The following is a 19518-nucleotide window of genomic DNA, read 5'->3' as shown; positions in this document are numbered from 1 at the left end:
AAACTACGCGCCAAATTTCACCCCTACCTGCGGAGCAACCTAAGCTTGGATGGCTGCGTTTCAAAAAATATGCAGTAGATATACACCAACCGCATTTCCCGCTTTCATTTTTCGCCTGTTTTTTTCCTGTTACTCTCGTGGAATACAAGGACTATTACAAAATCCTGGGGCTTGATAAGAAGGCTACCAAGGAGCAAATTAGAAAGCAATACCGGAAGCTGGCGCGGCAGTTCCACCCCGACGTAAACCCGAATGATGCCGAAGCTGAACGCCGTTTCAAGGAAATAAACGAGGCCAACGAGGTACTCAGCGACGACGAGAAGCGCCAGAAGTACGACCAACTAGGCGCCGACTGGCAGCGCTACCAGCAGGCCGGGGGCCCCAACAGCCGCGGCAGTCAGGGTTTCGATTGGTCGCAGTATGCCCAAGGAGGCGGGTTTGGCGGGGGCCATGAAGACCCGTTTGGTGGCGCTGATTTCTCTGACTTCTTCAGCACTATGTTTGGTGGTGGTCACGCTGGTGGCGGCAGCACCCGGCCCCGCGCCGGCCAGGATTTTCAGGCGGAGCTAGAACTGACCCTGGAAGAAGCCTACCACGGCGGCCCCCGCACGCTCACTGTAAACGGTAAAAACCTGCGCATAACCATCCAGCCGGGCGTGGAAGATGGGCAGACCATCCGGCTGCGCGACCAGGGCGGCCCCGGCCGCAACGGCGGCCCTAGCGGCTCGCTCTATATCACGCTGCGCATCCTGCCCGACGCCCGCTATACCCGTTCCGGCCACGACCTGACCATGGACGTGCCCGTGAGCCTGTACACGGCCTTGCTCGGGGGCGAGCAGGTAGTAGAAACGCTTTCCGGCTCGGTTAAAATCACCATCAAGCCGGAAACCCAAAACAATACCCGGCTGCGGCTACGGGGTAAGGGCTTTCCGGTGTATCGGCAGGCGGGCCAGTTCGGCGACCTGTACCTGCGCCTTACGCTTACCTTGCCGCAACAGCTCACGGAGCAGGAAAAGACCTTGTTTCGGCAACTGGCCAGCCTGCGCCCGCAGGGTTGAGGCCAACCACTGACCTAGTACCCGCTCGGCACTCACTTACTAGCTGTTACGGAGATGGAAACCCATATCATCACGATTACTTTTCAGGATTGCGCCGTGCGTTACGGCCTCACGGAAGCAGATGTGCGCGAGTTTCTGGACCTGGGCCTGCTGCACCCGGCTCCACACGTGCCCGAGGCTATAGCGGAGGAGCCCGACCACGTGGCGCGCCTAGCCCGGCTGCACCACGAGTTGGGCCTGAGCAAAGACAGCCTGGAGGTGGTGGTGGCCATGCGCCAGCGGATGGAGCAGCTGCAACAAGAGCTCCAATTACAACGAGCCCGCGTTCGGCAGCTGGAGTTGTTTCTGCGCGGCTCAGGCCCCGTATTAGACATCGAGTTAGGGTAGTTCGAAGCCGCTCTACCAATACGGCTCAGCTTACGCTACTGAACAGTAAATCAGAAACGTTGCAGGATTCCTAGGTGCGTTTGGACAGCAAAGCACAACTTTTCCGGTTGGCGGGTGTATAAAGGCGCAATCTGCTTTGCAGATTTTTCCCTTTCTGCCACCTTATCCACCTCTATATGCTTCCACGCATTCCCATTCCAAAGGCACTAGCCCTTGGGTTATCTGCCTGGGCCTTGGCGCCTTTAGCTTCTCACGCACAAACCGCCGACCGCAAGACGGCCATCGGACTCAACGTGAGTGCCATGCAGTACAAAGGCAACTTCGGCTCCGATTACTGGAATTGGAGCGAGAATAAGTATGCCCCCGGCATCACCATCAGCCGCTACCTCACTAGCGGCCTGGACTTGCAGCTGAGCGGCAACTACGTCGAGTTCAAGAAAACAGCCCCCAACAGCGCGCCCCTCTTCGGTTCCAACTTCGCGACCAACGTAGTGAATGTGAACTTGGGCCTGAAGTTTAAGCTACTGGGCGAAGACTCGCCCGTGCGCCCCTACTTACTGGCGGCTCCCGGCCTGACGTACATGAGCCGCGAGAGCACGCTCAATCGCAACAACCAGAACCGCGCTTTCAACGAAGACAAAAACCACTTCGACCTGTTCGGAGCAGCCGGTATTGACTTCCGTTTGGGTGATGCCGTGACCCTGTTTGTGCAGACTGGCCAGCACTTTCCGCTCAACGCCAACATCGACGGGGATCAAGCGCGCGACGACAACAAGATTGACGACCGGTTCCTGCAGCACACCGTGGGCCTGAATGTGGCCCTAGGCAAAGCCAAGGACGAAGACAACGATGGCGTAGCTGACCGCAAAGACAAGTGTCCCGGCACCCCGGCCGGCGTAGCTGTAGACGCCAATGGTTGCCCGCTTGATGGCGACGCCGATGGCGTTCCAGACTACCAGGATAAGTGCCCCACCGAAAAAGGCCTGGCAGCCCTCGAAGGCTGCCCCGACCGTGACGGTGACGGCGTGCGCGACGGCGACGACAAGTGCCCCGATACTCCTGGCAAGGCCGAGCTCCAGGGCTGCCCTGACTCCGACAATGACGGCGTAATCGACCAGGACGACAAGTGCCCCGACACACCCGGCGGCGTGAAAGTAGATGCTACTGGTTGCCCTATTGATACCGATGGCGACGGCGTTCCGGATTACCAGGACCGTTGCCCCAACCGCCCCGGCCCCGCCTCGAACAAAGGCTGCCCCGAAATGAAGCTGGAAGAGAAGAAGCGCCTCCAGGAAGCGACTAAATACATCCAGTTTGAGTTCAACAAGGCTACGCTGAAGCCGATTTCGTTCCCGACTTTGGATGGCCTAGTACAAATCCTGAACGATTACCCGGATTATAATCTCGGTATTTCGGCCCACGCTGATAACGTAGGTAACGATGACTACAACCTGCGCCTCTCCGATGACCGTGCTGCTTCGGCCCGTGCCTACATGCTGCGCAAAGGCATTCCGGAAGCCCGTATCGTGTCGCATGGCTACGGTGAAAGCAAGCCGATTGCGCCGAACACGACCGAGTCTGGCCGCGCCCTCAACCGTCGCGTAGAGTTCGATGTGTACCTGCCCGGCGACCCGAACCCCGCAGAAACCAAGTATGGCCCAGCTCCGGAAATTCCGGCTGCTCCAGCTAAAGTTGCTCCGGCTCCCGCCAAAAAGACTCCCGTGAAAAAGGCCCCGGCCCGCAAGCCAGTGCCCCGCCGGAAGTAATTCCGATTTGACCGCTTAGTAAAAAGGCCCGCTCAGTTGAGCGGGCCTTTTTTGTGTTCTCCCAGGGTGCGCGCTTACTGGAAAGTATGCCTGCCGAGGTTGGCCGCTTGTTACTACCTAGTGCATAAGCACCAACCGCCGCCTGAGAGCTTATACCATATCCACCACCAAAGCCAGCAGTAGCCCGGCCAGGGTAGCGAGGGTTTTGCGCACGTTCAGGCTATGGTCGGGGCTAGTCTCGAATAGGATGGTAGTGGACACGTGCAGAAAGTTACCGGCCACCAACCCCAGCAAAGCCGCATAAATCCCTCCCGTCAGCAGCTCTTCCAGCACCACAAAGTTGCTGACCACCATGCCCGCTGGCCCAGCCACCGCAAACAGTAGCAGGTAGGGCATTGCCCGCGAAAAAGAACCTAGGCGTAGCAGCAGGGCGGCCATCAGAGCAAAAGCCGCCGGGATATGGTGCAGCGCTACCCCCGCCAGAATAGCATAGAAATTTTGGCTTACGTCGCCGGCTTCGGGTGTTTTCACCAGAATACTACCCTCCAAAAACGAGTGAAGTACCAGCGAGAACAGTAGCAGAAATGGCACCCGGCCGGCGTGCTCCGTGTGATGATGTACGTGCCCGTGCTCCACGCCCTGCGAAAACACCTCCAGCAGCATTTGCCCAAAAAAGCCCGCCAGCACAAAGTACCCCACCCGGTGCCCCGGTAGCATTTGCAGGGCCTCTGGCAACAGGTGCGTAACGGTGAGTGTGAATAGGTAAGCACCGCTGAAAGCCAGCAGGGGCTTCATCCAGGTGGTACGCGCCGTTGGTACCAGTCGGGTGAGCCAGCCAGCCCCCAGCACAGTTAGAAACAACGCAAAAACGGCAAACCACATGGCAAGAAACTAGGAGGGGTCGGGGATAGGAAAGGGGGTAGCAAATCAGGCAAGGCTGCGCACCGCGGGTTGCTGGCGCTAGATGCCGTTCCGCTGGGTACTTAGGTTGCGTCGTCTACTTTTTTAGCACGAAAATCATGCGTGGGCTGGTGGCTTCATCATATGGGGCTAGGTGGTAGTCTCCTAGCACCTCCGCCAGGCGCAACCCAGCCATGTGGAAATACTCTTCAAACCGCTCCCGGCTCAGGGCCCGAACTCGCTCTTCGTAGTGCTGCTCCTGCCCTGCCGCGTCCAGAAAGCTGATTTCCTTGACAATAAAATCGTTCTGAAAGTGGCGGTGCAGCCGAAACTCGGTGCCATCCACCACTTTGGTTTCGTGGGCTACCAAGTGCTGAATAGTGCGCGCGGTATTCAGGAAGTCGATAACCATTTTGCCCCCAGGCCGCAGGGCAGCTGCCGCATTACGGAGCGCTACCACATTTTCCGTTTCCTGCTCAAAGTAGCCAAAGCTGGTAAACAGGTTGAAAATGAAATCGAATGGGGCGTAGGGCAGTGGCTCACGCATGTCATGCACATGAAAGCGCAGGTGTTCGTGGGCAAATTGCTGGGCGTGTGCAATGCTTTGGGGCGACAGATCAACGCCAGTTACATCGTAGCCTTGCTCGCTGAAATACAGCGCATGGCGGCCTTTTCCGCAGGCAAGATCCAGCAGCCGGGTAGTAGGCTTGGGGTGCAAATGCGCCAGCAGTTTTGCCAGGAAAGCCCGGGCCTCAGTGTAGTTCCGGTCGCGGTACAACTGGTGATAGTAGGGCGAATCAAACCAGGTACTAAACCATTCGGTGGGCACAGAAAGCATAATAGCAGCAGCAAATAAAACGGAAAAGGGGCGCTTGCACGCCCCTTCTCGACAAGACAGCAAACAGTCGGCCATATTTGCAACAATGATGCAAATATGGCCGACTACTTTTTAAGATCAAAGCGAAGCGGCTGGTTTGGCAGCGGTATTGGCTTCCAAATCCATCCCACACACCGGGCATTTGCCAGGTGTGTTGCTGGCACTGCCCTCACAGCCCATGGGACAGATGTAGGCGGCCGTAGCAACTGGGGCAGTGGTGCTGTCGGCAGACGCAGCAGGCGCAGCGGCTTCCGTAGTAGCCGCCGGTTGCTCAGCTGGTTTCGACTGGCAGCTACCTAGCACACTACCTATGACGAGGAGCGCAACTGTAGCCGCTGGTTTCCAGAATGTTTGCATAACCAACCCGGCTACTTATTCCTTGTCGGGGCCAGCAGCCTCAGCTTTCTGGTCGCTGGCAGCCTTTGGAGCTACAGGAGCTTTCTTGACGCTCTTGATAGCGTCGGGGTTGTTAGTTTGGGCAGCATCTTCGGCATCGGCCGTACGGGCCTTCTCGGCGCTAACGCCTTCACGGTGGTCCACCCCCTCTAGGTCAGCGTGGGAGCTGATGGGCCGCTCAATGGCACCGCCTTTCGACTGGTCGGCGGCAGCGGGCGTGTGCTGGTCAAAATTATCGGAAGAGCGGCTGCCGGGCTCTACCATATCTACCGATACCTTGGCTTCCGGACGCCAGTCCGAAGGTTCGCTGCTGCACGCGTTCAGGGCCAGCGTAGCCAGGGCCAGGGCAGAAACTACAAGTTGCTTGCTCATGAGAAGAGGAAAAACAGAATCTTGAATAAGAGTAAGGACGTAAAAACGAGGCGGCAAGTTAACGCGGAGCGCTAGGCTGCGGCCGTACCACCGCCGGGAAGCAGATTTTTGCGCCGCAGCATGGCGTCAAACAGCTTCTGGTCGTTGGCAGAGTTAAAAATGCGGTCGGGCACTTGCAGGAAAATGGGCGTATCAAAGGTTTTGGCCATCCAGAGGCGCCAGCCTTTCAGTTCCTGAGGCAACTCCGGCGCCCGCAATGACAGCAAATAGCCATCGGCTTCGCGCTTTACATCGCCAATCATATCCCAGGTCAGGCGCATGCCTTCTTTCTCGTTGCGACGCAGCACAATCTGCTTGTTGTCAAACTCATAGCCCACTTTCTCGAACAGTGGCTTGGTTTGCTCCATTTGGGCCACCCCAGTCACTTGGGCTGAGCGGAACAGCACAAACAGCAGTGTAAGTACCAGCGCCGACGCCAACCACCACCACGAATGCCAAATCACGACGGGCAGTAGGCCAACCGCAAACGGAATGAGAGCATACCACCACTCTTTGCGCCACACCCGAGCCATGGCCAGGTTAGTGTAGGTGTTGGTATCAAGCTGGTGCTTTTTCGTGCGGATGGCCAGCGGCGAGGAGCCTTGCTGCGTTTGCTGCCGGTAGCCGCCACGTTGGTTAGGAAGTTGCATCTGTGGGTAATGGGTAAATGTGCGGTATGTAGTGAATGCGCAGCCGGGTAAAAGAAATGATGGCTAGGTCTTGTTAGAGCCGGAAGTGCTCTGCTCACGCCGTCGGATTCTTTCTCTTCAACTAGTACGCTTTCAAACTCATGTCGAGGCTTTGGATAGAATGCGTCAGGGCCCCCACGGAAATGTAATCGATGCCGGTAGCCGCTATTTCTGCAATAGACTCTTCTGTAATTCCTCCGCTGGCTTCCAGCGGAAAACGGCCGGCTACTAGGGCCACGGCCTCGCGCAACTGCGCCGGCGCCATATTATCGAGCATGATGCGGTCGATGCCGCCAGTTTCTACGGCTTGCTGAACCTCAGCCAGATTGCGGGTTTCTATCTCGATGGGCAATTGCCGGCCGGTGCGGGTCAGGTACGCGCGCGAGGCTTCAATGGCCTGCCGAATGCCACCGGCATAATCCACATGGTTATCCTTCAGGATAATCATATCAAAAAGTCCATAGCGGTGATTTAAGCCGCCGCCAATCAGCACCGCCCACTTCTCACACATTCGGAAATTGGGGGTCGTTTTGCGGGTATCAAGCAGACGGGCCTTCGTGCCGGCCAGCAGGCTTACCAAGTGGGCCGTGTGCGTGGCAATACCACTCATGCGCTGCATACAGTTGAGCACCAAGCGCTCCGCGGTCAGAATGCTTTGTGCGCGGCCCTCCACGGTAAAGGCAATATCGCCATAGGCCACCCGGGCACCATCCTGTAGGCGGACTTCTATGTGCAGGTCAGTGTCTACCTCCCGGAAAATATGCCGCGCCAACTCTACACCAGCCAATACTCCTTCATCTTTTATAAGCAAGTGCGCGCGGTTACGGGCATCTGCCGGAATGGCCGATAGCGCCGAATGGTCGCCGTCGCCAACATCTTCGGCCAAGGCCGTACGGATAAAGGTGGTTAAGGCTTCCGGGGTGAGGTAGTGGGGGTTTTGCACGGTGCAAAAATAGCAAAAAGGGGCCGTTTCGTAGCCCTTCCTTCGGAAAGCCCGTGCCAGACTACTCAGGACACAAAAAAGCGCCGCGGAAGGGTTCCGCGGCGCGCTTTTTTAGTCCTAAAATCAGGAGCAGCTAGTTTTCTTTAGTAAAGTCGATGGTGGCAATTTTCATGCTGCCGCCCGCCGATTTCATTTTGACAAACATGCGATACGCACCGTCTTTGCCAGCATATTTGCCTACTGCGTAGGGCGTACCTTCGTTGCTGCCACCATAGTGGATGAAGTCAAAAGAGGCAGGTGAGTGTTTCGCGAAGAAGTCTTTCATCACGAACTCAGCCTGAGTAGCGCTGTAGCTTTGCTTGTCACCATCGAAGCTTAGCTCGACGGAAGGGGCGAAAAGCTGAGCCAAATCACGCGAGGAAGAGCTGCGGATGGCATTACGAACGGGGACAAACGCCTCGCCCTGGGCCAAGGCCCCCATCGACAGCAATAGGCCCCACACCAGGGCGAAGGCCAAAAAGAAGTTGCGTTTCATGCTAGCGTAAAGAGTTCGTCATGGGGTTCGCTAAAACTATGCCAACTTGGCACCACTTATTTATTCCGCCCTTTTGCCCTGCTGCCTTGGGGCCAAGTTAGGGAAAATGCGGGCTTTTTGGCCCATCTGGCCTATCTTTGCTTCCATGAACAAACAGGTATTGTTGGTGATTCTGGACGGCTGGGGTCTGGCGCAGAATAAAGAGGTTTCGGCTATTGATCAGGCTCGTACACCTTTCGTCGATTCGCTGTTTCAGCGCTTTCCCCACAGCCGCCTGCAAGCCTCTGGGGAGGCCGTAGGGCTGCCAGACGGGCAAATGGGCAATTCTGAGGTGGGCCACATGAACATTGGGGCCGGCCGGGTAGTGTACCAAGACCTCGTGCGCATCAACAAATCCATCCGGGAGCGGAAACTGGGCCTGATGCCGGCACTCACTAAAGCGTTTGAATACGCCCGCCTCAACAACAAACCGGTGCACCTGATGGGCCTGCTCTCCGATGGCGGCGTGCACTCGCACATCGAGCACTTGAAGGCCTTGTGCACCCTAGCGCACGATGCCGACGTACATAACGTGTTTATTCATGCCTTTACCGATGGCCGCGACACCGACCCCAAAGGTGGCGTGAGCTACGTGAACGACTTGGAGCAGCATTTGCAGCGTGGCGCCAGTGGCAAAATTGCCTCTATTGTAGGGCGCTACTACGCCATGGACCGCGACAACCGCTGGGAACGGGTGAAGCTCGCGTACGATTTGCTGGTAAACGGCAAAGGCGCACCTTCTCAGAACCTGATCCAGAGCATGCTGGACTCTTATAAAGAGGGCGTAACCGACGAGTTTTTGAAGCCGATTGTAAAAGTGGGCGCCGATGGTTTGCCCATGGCTACTATTCAGGAAGGCGACGTGGTGATCTGCTTTAACTTCCGCACCGACCGAGGCCGCGAAATCACGCAGGCCCTAACGCAGCAGGATTTCCACGCCTTTGAAATGCACCGGCTGAACCTGCACTACCTCACGATGACGAACTACGACGCCACTTTCGTGGGCGTTACTCCCATCTTCGAGAAGGATAACTTGGAAGAAACGCTGGGCGAAGTGCTGGCCGCGCACCATAAAACGCAGATCCGCATTGCCGAAACCGAGAAGTATCCGCACGTAACGTTCTTCTTTTCCGGGGGCCGTGAAGTGGAGTTCGAGGGCGAAAAACGCATCATGCGCGCATCTCCTAAAGTAGCCACCTACGATCTGCAGCCTGAGATGAGTGCCTTTGAGCTGCGCGACGCCCTAGTACCGGAACTGCAGGCCAAGTCTGCCGACTTCATTGTGCTGAACTTTGCCAACACCGATATGGTAGGCCATACCGGGGTATTTGAAGCGGCTGTAAAAGCAGCGGAAGCCGTGGATGAATGCACTAAAGCAGTCGTGGAAGCAGCTCTGGCCTCGGATTACGCCTGCATCATTATTGCGGATCATGGCAACGCCGACATGATGATTAACCCCGACGGCACCCCCAACACGGCGCACACCACCAACCTGGTACCCTGCATCATTGCCAGCAACGACTACCAAGGCACCGTGGCCGATGGCAAGCTGGGCGACATTGCCCCAACCGTGTTGCAGTTGATGGGTCTTCCACAGCCGGCAGTTATGGGCGGCGTGAGTTTGCTGCGGCCCGCAACCACCCCGAATGCGTAAGCGGTATGCCGGCGTAGTGGCTGCCCTAGCCTTGTTGGCGGCTTGCAGCCCCGGCGAGGACGCCACTATGCGTACTAACCCGGCTAACCGTCGGCCCTCGTATTTCGATTTAATGGGCTTTCTGGAGCAGCAGACTAGCTTGCTCAATGGCCGGAAGCCGCCAGTTGAAAAACAGGTGTTGCTGCGCAATGGACAACAAGAGGTAACCCAGGTTACTCCGCCCGACTGGAGCAAAGAACTACAGATATTTCAACAGGCCGACATCAACAAGCCGGCGTTGCGGGGCCTGTACCAACTGGACTCTACTACCACTGCACAGGGCCTAACACGCCGCGTGTATCGGCGTCAGCCTAGCACCGAACACCCGGTTACCCAGCTCACAGTGGTGAGCAATGAAACTGCTGTTCAAGAGCTTACGGCCACCATTGCCCAGGATAACCCGCTGGTATATTCTGCCAAAACGCTGGAAATCCGTTGCCAGAACGGATTGTTGAGCAGTTACCGCGTAGAAGGTGTGCAGAAACTCATTCTGTTTGACTCAGTGCACTACGCCGTGCAGGGCCAAATAAAGTAACCAGCTGCCGTGTAAACGCAAGGCCTCGCTCTGATACTTATCAGAGCGAGGCCTTTATGCTTTCTAACCAAGTGTAAGCTTAATCTACGTACGGCTCTACGTGTACGGCGCTTAGGCGGCCGCTTTGGTAGATGACGGAAACGTAGTTGGTGCGCTCCGTGTCGCCGATGCGTACTCGGCTGGCTTTGGCGCGGGCGGGTCGGCAGGCAGGCTCGAGGCGGGTGCGCAACCGGCGGCCATAAGCAGGCTGAAAGTTGACAATGGTAGCATCGCGCAGCAGGTCTTTCTCCGGCGCCCGATAAAACTCGAATACATTGCCCTGATGGCGTACCAGTAGAATAGTATCGATCTGCCCGGCTTCGTACATATTTCGCAACGGCTTGCGGGCCACTACCTTACCACCATGCGCCAACAGCTCCTGCACGGTTGGCTCGGCGCCGAATGGCTGACCCGCCAGGGAGTCGTTGGTGAGCCGAACAATGCGTGTGGCAACCGGAGCAGCGGGTGCCAGCCGGTTAGGCGGGGTTTGTGGGGTAGTCTGCCTGGATTTGGCTGTCGGAGTGTCGGCGGCCTTGCTTACACCAGCCTGCAACAACAGCGCCGCAGTGAGCGACACGGCCGAAACGGCTTTGGTAGCAGATAAAAACAGGGCAGCAGACATGGCAACGGAGCTTTTGGCCCTATACGCAAATTTCGGGGGTATGGCCCAGCCACTCCCAACTATTCCGCTCAACTACTGTGTTTTGCCCACCGACTGCAGCTATTGCCCCATCAAGGTAGCCAATATCCAGCGGCGGCCCCCGTGGTTGCGGTGCTCGCCCAGATAAATGCCCTGCCAGGTGCCGAGGGCCAGGGTTCCGTTGCTGATGGGTATGCTCACCGCGTGGCCTAGTAAACTTGCTTTAATATGCGCTGGCATATCATCGGAGCCCTCCAGGGTATGGCGGAAATACGGTGCATTTTCCGGCACGGTGCGGTTAAAGAACTGCTCGAAATCGTGCCGCACGGTAGGATCAGCGTTTTCATTGATGCTTAGGCTGGCCGACGTGTGCTGAATGAAAAAATGAGCCGTACCCATCTTCAGCTGCTCTAGCTCAGGCAGCTCGGCCAGCAGCAAATCAGTAATCAAATGAAAGCCCCGGCTCACGGCCGGCAGCCGCAACCGCTTCTGATAGAAATGCATACTAGTAAAGCTCAGTAGTTGAAAGAAGGCGCAGGCTACTAGGCCTCAGAAGTTGATAAACCGCTCATGAGCTGGCCCGCTGAGGTAGCTTATTAGGGGTTCTTGCGCTCATATGCCCCCATATCCGGCGCCGAGGGGTCGCGAGGGCGGTTGAGCAGGTCTGTGGTCAGGCCGGGGAGCGGCCGGGCTTTGTTGCTGGCCGGCGAAAGAGTATCGAGCTGAAAATCGAGAGTGCGGCCCCGAAAGCGGAAAGGAGTGCTCTTGAACAGGTAAGCCGGGCCTTCTGCGGGATTCAACAGGTTCTCATTCTTCTGCTGCCCTAGCGGTCCCGTGTTGTTGTATTTGCGGGTCCGGAGCACGCTGTTGCTGATGCTGATGTTACTGGCATATTGCTCTCCATTGCTGAACTCCAGCTCCTCCCCTTCCCGCATGCTTCCCCACACAATGCTGTTGCGCATTGTGAGGCGGGGCGCCGCAGCAGGCTGAAGTACGCCGTTTATCTTGATGGCATCGGCTAGCAGCACCGAAGGAGTTTGGCGGTTGGCGAGGGTAGTATAGTTGGCAATGGTGCAGTAGTCGAGCTGATACTGGCCGCCCTGTACAGCAAACAAGGCGTATTGCTCGCAGTTCGCTACTAGGGTATTGCGCACCGTGAAGTCGCCGGATATGCCTAGAATGCCCGCGCCTTCCAGCGAGAAGCCACCGTTGGCGCTGGAGATATTCCGGATCAAGCTGTTCTCGACCAGTACACTAGGCCTCGGCTGCCGGTTAAGTGGGTTATACACCAGCAGCCCAAACGCACTGTTCTTGATTTCCGTGAAGCGCACCACGTTGTCGTGGCTGCTGGGGTCGAACTCAATGCCGCCCCACTGGCCCGGTGTTTCCTCGTACTGCGCTTCAAGCCGGTCGCCCTGGAAGCGCACAAAGTTGGGGTCGTTGGGCTTAAGCTCACCGGCTGGCCTGAACGTAGGGTTACAGAGCAGTTGCCCACGCACCACCAGAAAGGAGCCGGCATGCGAGTAAATGCGGGCCCCGGCCTCAATGGTCAGCGCCGCGCCCGAATCAACTAGGACGGAGTTATAAATAACGTGGGGCTTATCGGCCAACCAAGTAGTGTTGCTGGTTATCTGCTCGTTATCATGAAAATACGCGTTCTGCCCGTAGCTGAGCACCTTCACGTCCTGGTCGTTGCCGTTGGTGCGGAAGCGCAGGTCGTCGATAACCAAGAAGGGCTTCACATCGGTGGGCGTGGGATTGATGGTGGCACGCACCAGCACCAGTAGGCTGTCTTTGCCCCTGATTTCCACGTCGCGGGCGCTGAGGCCGGCATCGCCGTTGATGAGCAGGCTGTAGGTAACGCCGGGCCGGTTTTGAATGCTGATTTCTGACACTCGCACGGCACGGGCGTTGCGGTTGTACACCCACAGGCGCTTGCTCACGGTGCCCACCGTCACGAACACCGTATCGAACTTAACCGTGTCGAGCGAAAATTCGAGCCTAGCGCTGCTGTCATTCGTGACGATGTCTTCCTTTGGCTCGCAGCCCGGAAGCAGCACCGTAACTGCCGACAGAAACACAAGCAACGAAAGGAGAAAGCGCATAGCAAGGCTTGGGAGTAAAAAAAGTCATCCTAAACATACCACAGAACCAGCTGAAGTTAGGCGTTACTACCGTGTAGTTTCGTTTAAACCTCAGCCGGTTATCAGGTACATTTAGGATGACAAACGGTCAAACAAGAGGCGTATTACCCCACGCCTTCCTTCAGGCGCTCAGCGCTTTCTGCTAGGCGCAGCTGCTCTACAAAGTCATCGATGTTGCCTTCCATTACGCTGGCCAGGTTGTGCACCGTGTAGCCAATGCGGTGGTCGGTTACCCGGCCTTGGGGGTAGTTGTAGGTCCGGATTTTGTCCGAACGGTCGCCGCCGCCAATCATGCTTTTGCGCGTAGCACCTTCCGCTTCGTTTTTCTTGGCCAGCTCAATCTCATAAAGGCGCGAGCGAAGTACCTGCAAGGCTTTGTCGAAGTTTTTGAGCTGCGACTTCTGGTCCTGGCACTGTGCCACTAGGCCCGTGGGTAAGTGGGTGAGGCGCACGGCGGAGTACGTGGTGTTTACCGACTGACCACCAGGACCCGACGACATAAACAGGTCCTTCCGAACGTCGTTCATATCAATCTGCACGTCCAGTTCCTCCGCCTCCGGCATGACCACAATGGAAGCTACCGAAGTATGGATGCGGCCTTGGGTTTCCGTGGCCGGCACGCGCTGCACGCGGTGTACGCCCGACTCAAACTTGAGCTTGCCGTACACGTCCTCACCCTTCACGGCCAGAATAATTTCCTTGTAGCCGCCCGAAGTACCTTCAGTGGCATCAATGAGGTCCATGCGCAGGTTGTTCTTTTCGGCGTAGCGCATGTACATACGCTGCAGGTCGCCGGCAAAGATGGCCGCTTCGTCGCCGCCCGCTCCGGCCCGGATTTCCATGATTACGTCCTTGGAATCGTTCGGGTCTTTCGGGATCAGCAGCTCTTTGATAACAGTTTCCAGACGCTCCTGCTCCGGATAGAGCGTTTCCAGCTCATCCTTCGCCATCTGCCGGAAGTCCTCGTCTTTTTCGGTAGCAATTACCTCCTTGGTGCTGTCGATGTTGGCCAGCACGTTCTGATACGCCTTGTACTCGGTCACGATTTTGCCGAGGTCCTTGTATTCCTTGTTGAGGGCCTTGAAGCGTTTCATGTCGCTCATAGCTTCGGGCTGGGTGAGCTGTTCGCTCACGTCCTCAAAGCGCCGTTGGATGGCCTCCAGTTTGTCTAGCATCTTGCCTTCAGAAAATGTATTGGGAGTGCAAAGGTACGGAAACGAATCCGTCCATAAATACGGCGGAACCACTTGTAAGAGAACCGCTAGCAACTTGCCGGAACCGGCTGGTTTTGGCAGTGGCTTTTCAGTAGGCTCTTGGGCGTCTGCTACTAGCTCCTGTTGGGCTCTGAACCAGCCGCGGGCTTGCTAGCTGCTTCTCCACAGAAAATCGAATTATTTATAGTTCAAACGTTTATCGTTTCAAAAAATTCCTACTTTGCAGTCCTCAACCCCGCGCTCATGGCCTTGCTTCGTGCCTTCCATGCTTCCACCCGCGCACTACCCATCACCTTGATGGGGACAGGGACAACCGTGATTACAACCCGCTAAGCGGGCCGCGGAATCCCTTTTTCTTTTGATTCGCTGCCCGCCTCGCCGGTACGCTCCCTACAAGGAGCCACCGAGCCGACGCGGGCTTTTTCATGTTTAACTGAACACAGAAACTATGCAGGTGCTGAAATTTGGAGGCTCGTCAGTGGCAACGGCCGATACTATCCGGCGGGTACTGGACCTGGCCGAAGCCGCTGCCCAGCGTGAGCCCACGGTGGTCGTAGTGTCAGCGCTGGGCGGCGTGACGGATGCCCTTATTACGGCGGGTCGGCGCGCCGCTGCTGCTGATGACAGCTACCGGCAGCTGCTCCTGGAATTGGAGCAGCGTCATCTGGAACTAGTACGCGACCTGCTCCCACTTACGGGCCAGAGCGGGGTATTGAGCTTCGTGAAAACGCATTGCAACGAGCTGGAAAGCATCTGCACCGGCATCTATTCCCTAGGGGAGCTTTCGGCCCGAACCCTAGATAGGCTGGTAAGCTACGGGGAATTGCTGTCGTCGAGGGTGGTGGCGGCGGGGCTGGCGGCCCGAAACACCCCGCACCAGTGGCTGGATAGCCGCCAGCTTATCCGCACCGATGCCAAATACGGCCACGCCACCGTAGATTTTGCCACGACCACTCCCCAAATACAAGCCGCCGTGAATGGAATGGAAGTGCGGCTGTATGTGGCCCCCGGCTTTGTGGCCGCCGCCCCCGATGGCAGCACCACCACGCTGGGCCGCGGCGGCTCCGACTACACAGCAGCCATTTTTGCCGGCGCCCTAGGTGCCTCGCGGCTTGAAATCTGGACGGATGTGAGCGGCATGATGACCGCCGACCCGCGCTTGGTGCGGGCGGCCCGACCCATTCCGCGCATCTCGTACCAGGAGGCCATGGAGCTCTCGCACTTCGGGGCTAAGGTGCTGTATCCGCCTACTATTCAGCCCGTCATGCGGTCGGGCATTCCCCTCTGGATTAAGAACACCTTCGCGCCCGAAGCCGAAGGAACCCTGGTAGAAGTAGCCTCGCCTGGTAACCACGCCATTGTTCGGGGGCTCTCCAGCATTGGGCCAGTGGCGTTGCTGCGGCTGGAAGGAAGCGGTATGGTAGGCATTCCGGGCTTTTCGCGGCGGTTGTTTGCAGCCTTGGCCCGGGAGCAAATCAACGTGATTCTCATCACCCAAAGCTCGTCGGAGCACTCTATTTCCGTGGCCGTAAGTGCACCGGAAGCCGCCCGCGCCCGGCAAGCAGCCGATGAAGAATTTGCAGGTGAAATCAGTGCCGGCCGCCTCGACCCGCTGTACTGCGAAGACGACCTGGCCATTGTGGCGCTGGTAGGCGAGCAGATGAAAAATCATCCCGGCATCAGTGGCCGCATGTTCAGCGCGCTGGGGCAAAATGGAATTAACATCCGGGCCATTGCGCAGGGCTCCTCAGAAAAGAATATTTCCACGGTTATCCGGTACCAGGACGTGCGCAAGGCTGTGAACGTGCTCCACGAAACGTTCTTTGAAGCCACCACTCGGCAGGTGAACGTGGTAGTGACGGGCGTGGGTAACGTGGGCAGGAAACTGCTGGAGCAGCTGGCACGCCAGCAGCAGTGGCTACTGGAGCGTTTGCGACTGAACCTGAGGGTAGTAGGCCTGGCAACAAGCAAACAGTTCGTACTTCAAGAAGAAGGCATTGATTTGGCTAACTGGCAGTCGGCACTACAGGCAGGGCAACCCTTGAATCTGGCCATCCTCACGAATGAGCTACTAGCCCTGAACCTGCGCAATACCGTGTTCGTGGACGTAACGGCCAGCCCGGAAGTAGCCCAGGTGTACCCCGCATTGCTGGCGCGCAGCGTGGCAGTAGTAGCCTGCAATAAGGTGGCCGCTTCAGCAGCCTACCAGGAGTATGCGCAGCTGAAAGCCCAGGCGCAGGAATTCAACACGAGCTTCCTGTTCGAGACGAACGTGGGGGCCGGCTTGCCGATCATCGGGACGCTCAACGACCTGCTTCGCAGCGGCGACGAAGTACAGCGTATGGAGGCAGTGCTTTCCGGCACGCTCAATTTTGTATTCAATAACTATGATGGCACCCGACCCTTTGCTGAGGTGGTACGCCAGGCGCAGGCCGAAGGCTACACCGAGCCCGACCCGCGCCTAGACCTAACTGGCGTTGATGTGGCCCGTAAGATTTTGATACTAGCTCGCGAGGCCGGCCAAACCCTGGAAATGGAGGATGTAGAGATCGAGCCATTTTTACCCGCCGCATGCTTAGTAGGTGATGTGCCTGCATTCTATGAGCAGCTGGCCGCGCACGAACCACACTTCCGTGGCTTATATGATGCGGCCGCCGCCAACGGTGCCAAGTTGCGCTTTGTAGCCAGCTACGCCGAAGGCCGGGCCCGCGTGGGCCTGCAGGCTCTCACTCCGACCCATGATTTATACTCCTTGCAGGGCAAGGACAATGCTGTGCTTTTCTACACGAACCGCTACCTGGAGCAGCCGCTCGTAATTAAAGGGGCGGGGGCGGGGGCTGAGGTAACGGCCTCGGGCGTCTTTGCTGATATCCTGCGGGCCGTCCCGTCCTAGTAGCTCCTCTGACTTATACTATATGACCTTTTCTTCCCGCTCCGTAACTGTTCTGGCCCCGGCCACCGTGGCCAACGTGGTGTGCGGCTTCGATGTGCTCGGGTTTGCGCTGCACGAACCCAACGACGTGATGCAGCTACGCTTAACCGACCAGCCAGGGGTAGTACTTATCAACGAAGACGATTTTCACCTACCAACCGAGCCGGCGCGTAATGTGGCCGGGGCGGCGCTACTAGCAATGTTGCGGGCCGTGCCAGAACCACTGGGCGTGGAAGTGCGCATTCGCAAAACCATTAAGCCGGGCAGCGGCATTGGCAGCAGCGCGGCCAGCGCCGCCGGAGCCGTGGTGGGCCTGAACTATCTGCTCCGCCACCGCTTCAGCAAGCCCGAGCTGATTGAGTTTGCCATGTACGGCGAAGAAGTGGCCTCAGGAGCGCGCCATGCCGACAACATTGCCCCGGGCATTTACGGAGGCGTTACGCTCATTCGGGCCACTACCCCCACCCCCGACATCATACCGCTAGATTTCCCGCCCCTGTTCGTGACGGTGGTACACCCCCAGATTGAGGTAAAAACCTCCGATGCTCGCCAGATTCTGAAGCAGGAAGTGGCCCTGAAGGATGCCATTCGGCAGTGGGGCAATGTGGGCGGCTTGGTGGCGGGCCTGCTGCAGCATGATTACGGTCTGATCAGCCGTTCTCTGGAAGACGTGATTGTGGAGCCGGTGCGCAGTATTCTTATTCCGGGGTTTCAAGAGGTGAAGGAGTGTAGCAGAGCGGCCGGAGCGCTGGGTGGCGGCATTTCTGGCTCTGGCCCGTCGTTGTTTATGCTGAGTCAGGATGAGGCTACGGCCCGCGCCGTGGAAGCCGTGATGCAGGGCACCTACCAACGCCTTGGGCTGGATCATCACACCTACCTGACGACCATCAACCCAACTGGTTGTCAGGTCAGAGAGGCCTAGTCGGTTTCGGGTCGGGCCAGCACCACGCAGGAAATACAAAACATTCATCAACAGAATACTATGCGCTATTACAGCCTCAACCGGCAGTCTGATGTCGTTGATTTCCGGGCGGCCACGGTAGCCGGGCAAGCCCCCGATGGCGGCCTGTACTTCCCCGAAACTATACCGCGCTTTCCGGCGGGCTTTGTGCAGCAGTTGGCGCAGCTATCAGCGGCAGAAATAGCCTACACCGTGCTAGCGCCCTACGTGGGCAGCAGCATTCCGGCAGTAGAACTGCGTCGCATTTGTGCCGAAACCGTGAACTTCCCGTTTCCGCTGGCGCCCGTTACGGAGCAGATCAGTACATTGGAGTTGTTCCATGGCCCTACCCTGGCGTTTAAGGATGTGGGAGCCCGGTTTATGAGCCGCTGCCTAGGTTACTTCTCTCGTCATGAAACCCAACCCGTTACGGTGCTGGTGGCGACTTCCGGCGATACGGGCGGCGCCGTGGCCAGCGGCTTTCTGGGCGTGCCGGGCGTGGAAGTCGTGATTCTTTACCCCGCGGGCCGGGTAAGCCCCGTGCAGGAACAGCAGCTCACCGCCCTGGGCCAGAACATAACTGCCCTAGAGGTGCGCGGCAACTTCGACGACTGTCAGCGCCTAGTAAAGCAAGCCTTCCGCGACCCCGAGCTGATGCAAAGGCGACGCTTTACCTCCGCCAACTCCATTAACGTGGCACGCTGGCTCCCACAACAGGTGTACTACTGCTATGGGGTGGCACAGGCGCTTCAGCAAAAAGCTACTCCGCCGGTAGTGGCCGTACCCAGCGGTAACTTCGGCAACCTATGCGCCGGATTGCTGGCCTACGTTTCGGGGCTGCCGGTGGCACACTTTATAGCTGCCTGCAATGCCAACGCGGCCGTACCCGCCTACCTGGCCTCGGGGCAGTACAGTGCGCGGCCGGCCGTGGCTACGCTCTCCAATGCCATGGACGTAGGTGACCCCAGCAACTTCGGGCGGATTCTAGAGCTGTTCCGGCATGAGTACCCAGTTATTCGGGAGCTGCTCAGCGGCTATTCTGTCTCGGATGCCGATACAAGCGCGGCTATTACGCAGGTGCATCAGCAAACCGGCTACCTGCTCGATCCTCACGGCGCCGTGGCCTACGTAGCCCTGCAGCACTACCTCAGTCAGCACCCCGAAGCCCACGGCTTGTTTCTGGAGACGGCGCATCCCGTGAAGTTTCCGGATGCGGTGGAGCCGGCTACTGGCCAGCAGGTGCCCGTGCCTGCTGCGCTGCAGCACCTGATGCAGCAGCCCAAGATAAGCAGACAGCTGGAGCCCGATTACGAAGCGTTACGAACGTATCTGTGGGAAACGGCTTAGCTTTTCCTGTTTTTCGACCCTAGTGGCCCGCAA

The 19518-nt window shown here is 57.7% G+C and carries 19 protein-coding genes; 8 read left to right on the top strand and 11 right to left on the bottom strand.

The features are described from left to right. The first annotated feature begins 137 nt into the window (after positions 1–137). From ACYVHC_RS16065 to ACYVHC_RS16055, 3 genes are all read left to right on the top strand, one after another. The gene (locus tag ACYVHC_RS16065) at positions 138–1058 is read left to right on the top strand and encodes a J domain-containing protein (protein WP_460614803.1); all 921 of its coding nucleotides are present in this window, start codon (positions 138–140) and stop codon (positions 1056–1058) included. 54 nt (positions 1059–1112) lie between these two features. Next, positions 1113–1445 (top strand): chaperone modulator CbpM, encoded by a 333-nt coding sequence (locus ACYVHC_RS16060; protein ID WP_460614802.1) that lies wholly within the window; start codon positions 1113–1115, stop codon positions 1443–1445. 176 nt (positions 1446–1621) lie between these two features. Next, positions 1622–3211 (top strand): OmpA family protein, encoded by a 1590-nt coding sequence (locus ACYVHC_RS16055; RefSeq protein ID WP_460614801.1) that lies wholly within the window; start codon positions 1622–1624, stop codon positions 3209–3211. Positions 3212–3361: 150 nt separating this feature from the next. On the opposite strand, the gene ACYVHC_RS16050 is transcribed toward ACYVHC_RS16055, so the two are convergent. From ACYVHC_RS16050 to ACYVHC_RS16020, 7 genes are all read right to left on the bottom strand, one after another. Continuing rightward, positions 3362–4093 (bottom strand): ZIP family metal transporter, encoded by a 732-nt coding sequence (locus ACYVHC_RS16050; RefSeq protein ID WP_460614800.1) that lies wholly within the window; start codon positions 4091–4093, stop codon positions 3362–3364. A 115-nt stretch (positions 4094–4208) separates the two neighbouring features. Continuing rightward, entirely contained in the window at positions 4209–4949 is a 741-nt protein-coding gene (locus tag ACYVHC_RS16045) for an SAM-dependent methyltransferase (protein WP_460614799.1), read from the bottom strand. 117 nt (positions 4950–5066) lie between these two features. Next, complete coding sequence (locus ACYVHC_RS16040) at positions 5067–5345, bottom strand: heavy metal-binding domain-containing protein (protein WP_460614798.1); 279 nt, start codon at positions 5343–5345, stop codon at positions 5067–5069. A 15-nt stretch (positions 5346–5360) separates the two neighbouring features. After that, positions 5361–5756, bottom strand: coding sequence for a hypothetical protein (locus ACYVHC_RS16035; RefSeq protein WP_460614797.1), 396 nt, complete (start codon positions 5754–5756; stop codon positions 5361–5363). A 71-nt stretch (positions 5757–5827) separates the two neighbouring features. After that, positions 5828–6445: a hypothetical protein gene (locus tag ACYVHC_RS16030; protein ID WP_460614796.1), complete on the bottom strand. Its 618-nt coding sequence runs from the start codon at positions 6443–6445 to the stop codon at positions 5828–5830. A 121-nt stretch (positions 6446–6566) separates the two neighbouring features. After that, complete coding sequence (gene nadC, locus ACYVHC_RS16025) at positions 6567–7427, bottom strand: nicotinate-nucleotide diphosphorylase (protein WP_460614795.1); 861 nt, start codon at positions 7425–7427, stop codon at positions 6567–6569. A 133-nt stretch (positions 7428–7560) separates the two neighbouring features. Continuing rightward, positions 7561–7962, bottom strand: coding sequence for a DUF4783 domain-containing protein (locus tag ACYVHC_RS16020; protein ID WP_460614794.1), 402 nt, complete (start codon positions 7960–7962; stop codon positions 7561–7563). A gap of 145 nt (positions 7963–8107) precedes the next feature. Here ACYVHC_RS16020 and gpmI point away from each other — a divergent pair, with 145 nt between their 5' ends. Together gpmI and ACYVHC_RS16010 are read left to right on the top strand one after the other, a co-directional pair. Further along, the gene (gpmI, locus tag ACYVHC_RS16015) at positions 8108–9655 is read left to right on the top strand and encodes a 2,3-bisphosphoglycerate-independent phosphoglycerate mutase (RefSeq protein WP_460614793.1); all 1548 of its coding nucleotides are present in this window, start codon (positions 8108–8110) and stop codon (positions 9653–9655) included. Then, a complete protein-coding gene (locus ACYVHC_RS16010) occupies positions 9648–10229 on the top strand; it encodes a hypothetical protein (RefSeq protein WP_460614792.1) in 582 nt (193 codons plus the stop codon). Before gpmI ends, ACYVHC_RS16010 begins: the two co-directional genes overlap by 8 nt. Before the next feature lie 79 nt (positions 10230–10308). On the opposite strand, the gene ACYVHC_RS16005 is transcribed toward ACYVHC_RS16010, so the two are convergent. The 4 genes from ACYVHC_RS16005 to prfA all read right to left on the bottom strand — a co-directional run bounded on the left by ACYVHC_RS16005 (position 10309) and on the right by prfA (position 14227). Beyond that, positions 10309–10890, bottom strand: a complete 582-nt coding sequence (locus tag ACYVHC_RS16005) for a hypothetical protein (RefSeq protein ID WP_460614791.1) — start codon at positions 10888–10890, stop codon at positions 10309–10311. A 99-nt stretch (positions 10891–10989) separates the two neighbouring features. Beyond that, entirely contained in the window at positions 10990–11412 is a 423-nt protein-coding gene (locus ACYVHC_RS16000; protein ID WP_460614790.1) for a YjbQ family protein, read from the bottom strand. Between the two features lie 92 nt (positions 11413–11504). Beyond that, positions 11505–13013: a hypothetical protein gene (locus tag ACYVHC_RS15995; protein WP_460614789.1), complete on the bottom strand. Its 1509-nt coding sequence runs from the start codon at positions 13011–13013 to the stop codon at positions 11505–11507. Positions 13014–13156: 143 nt separating this feature from the next. After that, positions 13157–14227: a peptide chain release factor 1 gene (gene prfA, locus ACYVHC_RS15990; RefSeq protein ID WP_460614788.1), complete on the bottom strand. Its 1071-nt coding sequence runs from the start codon at positions 14225–14227 to the stop codon at positions 13157–13159. 487 nt (positions 14228–14714) lie between these two features. Here prfA and thrA point away from each other — a divergent pair, with 487 nt between their 5' ends. Genes thrA through thrC form a run of 3 tightly spaced genes read left to right on the top strand, consistent with a single transcriptional unit; the run spans position 14715 to position 19485 of the window. After that, entirely contained in the window at positions 14715–17159 is a 2445-nt protein-coding gene (thrA, locus tag ACYVHC_RS15985; RefSeq protein ID WP_460614787.1) for a homoserine dehydrogenase family protein, read from the top strand. A 22-nt stretch (positions 17160–17181) separates the two neighbouring features. Continuing rightward, positions 17182–18120, top strand: a complete 939-nt coding sequence (locus ACYVHC_RS15980) for a homoserine kinase (protein WP_460614786.1) — start codon at positions 17182–17184, stop codon at positions 18118–18120. 60 nt (positions 18121–18180) lie between these two features. Next, positions 18181–19485: a PALP domain-containing protein gene (gene thrC, locus ACYVHC_RS15975; RefSeq protein ID WP_460614785.1), complete on the top strand. Its 1305-nt coding sequence runs from the start codon at positions 18181–18183 to the stop codon at positions 19483–19485. Positions 19486–19518: the final 33 nt, after the last annotated feature.

The organism is Hymenobacter seoulensis, assembly GCF_054780535.1.
The sequence above is the reverse complement of the archived record's forward strand: the minus strand, read 5'-3'. Positions and strand labels throughout refer to the sequence as shown.

Bases quoted from the DNA above. Each gene is read 5' to 3' on its own strand.
- ACYVHC_RS16060 (WP_460614802.1), top strand. From the start codon at position 1,113: ATGGAAACCCATATCATCACGATTACTTTTCAGGATTGCGCCGTGCGT.
- ACYVHC_RS16055 (WP_460614801.1), top strand. From the start codon at position 1,622: ATGCTTCCACGCATTCCCATTCCAAAGGCACTAGCCCTTGGGTTATCT.
- ACYVHC_RS16050 (WP_460614800.1), bottom strand. From the start codon at position 4,093: ATGTGGTTTGCCGTTTTTGCGTTGTTTCTAACTGTGCTGGGGGCTGGC.
- ACYVHC_RS16045 (WP_460614799.1), bottom strand. From the start codon at position 4,949: ATGCTTTCTGTGCCCACCGAATGGTTTAGTACCTGGTTTGATTCGCCC.
- ACYVHC_RS16040 (WP_460614798.1), bottom strand. From the start codon at position 5,345: ATGCAAACATTCTGGAAACCAGCGGCTACAGTTGCGCTCCTCGTCATA.
- ACYVHC_RS16035 (WP_460614797.1), bottom strand. From the start codon at position 5,756: ATGAGCAAGCAACTTGTAGTTTCTGCCCTGGCCCTGGCTACGCTGGCC.
- ACYVHC_RS16030 (WP_460614796.1), bottom strand. From the start codon at position 6,445: ATGCAACTTCCTAACCAACGTGGCGGCTACCGGCAGCAAACGCAGCAA.
- ACYVHC_RS16020 (WP_460614794.1), bottom strand. From the start codon at position 7,962: ATGAAACGCAACTTCTTTTTGGCCTTCGCCCTGGTGTGGGGCCTATTG.
- gpmI (WP_460614793.1), top strand. From the start codon at position 8,108: ATGAACAAACAGGTATTGTTGGTGATTCTGGACGGCTGGGGTCTGGCG.
- ACYVHC_RS16010 (WP_460614792.1), top strand. From the start codon at position 9,648: ATGCGTAAGCGGTATGCCGGCGTAGTGGCTGCCCTAGCCTTGTTGGCG.
- ACYVHC_RS16005 (WP_460614791.1), bottom strand. From the start codon at position 10,890: ATGTCTGCTGCCCTGTTTTTATCTGCTACCAAAGCCGTTTCGGCCGTG.
- ACYVHC_RS16000 (WP_460614790.1), bottom strand. From the start codon at position 11,412: ATGCATTTCTATCAGAAGCGGTTGCGGCTGCCGGCCGTGAGCCGGGGC.
- ACYVHC_RS15995 (WP_460614789.1), bottom strand. From the start codon at position 13,013: ATGCGCTTTCTCCTTTCGTTGCTTGTGTTTCTGTCGGCAGTTACGGTG.
- prfA (WP_460614788.1), bottom strand. From the start codon at position 14,227: ATGCTAGACAAACTGGAGGCCATCCAACGGCGCTTTGAGGACGTGAGC.
- thrA (WP_460614787.1), top strand. From the start codon at position 14,715: ATGCAGGTGCTGAAATTTGGAGGCTCGTCAGTGGCAACGGCCGATACT.
- ACYVHC_RS15980 (WP_460614786.1), top strand. From the start codon at position 17,182: ATGACCTTTTCTTCCCGCTCCGTAACTGTTCTGGCCCCGGCCACCGTG.
- thrC (WP_460614785.1), top strand. From the start codon at position 18,181: ATGCGCTATTACAGCCTCAACCGGCAGTCTGATGTCGTTGATTTCCGG.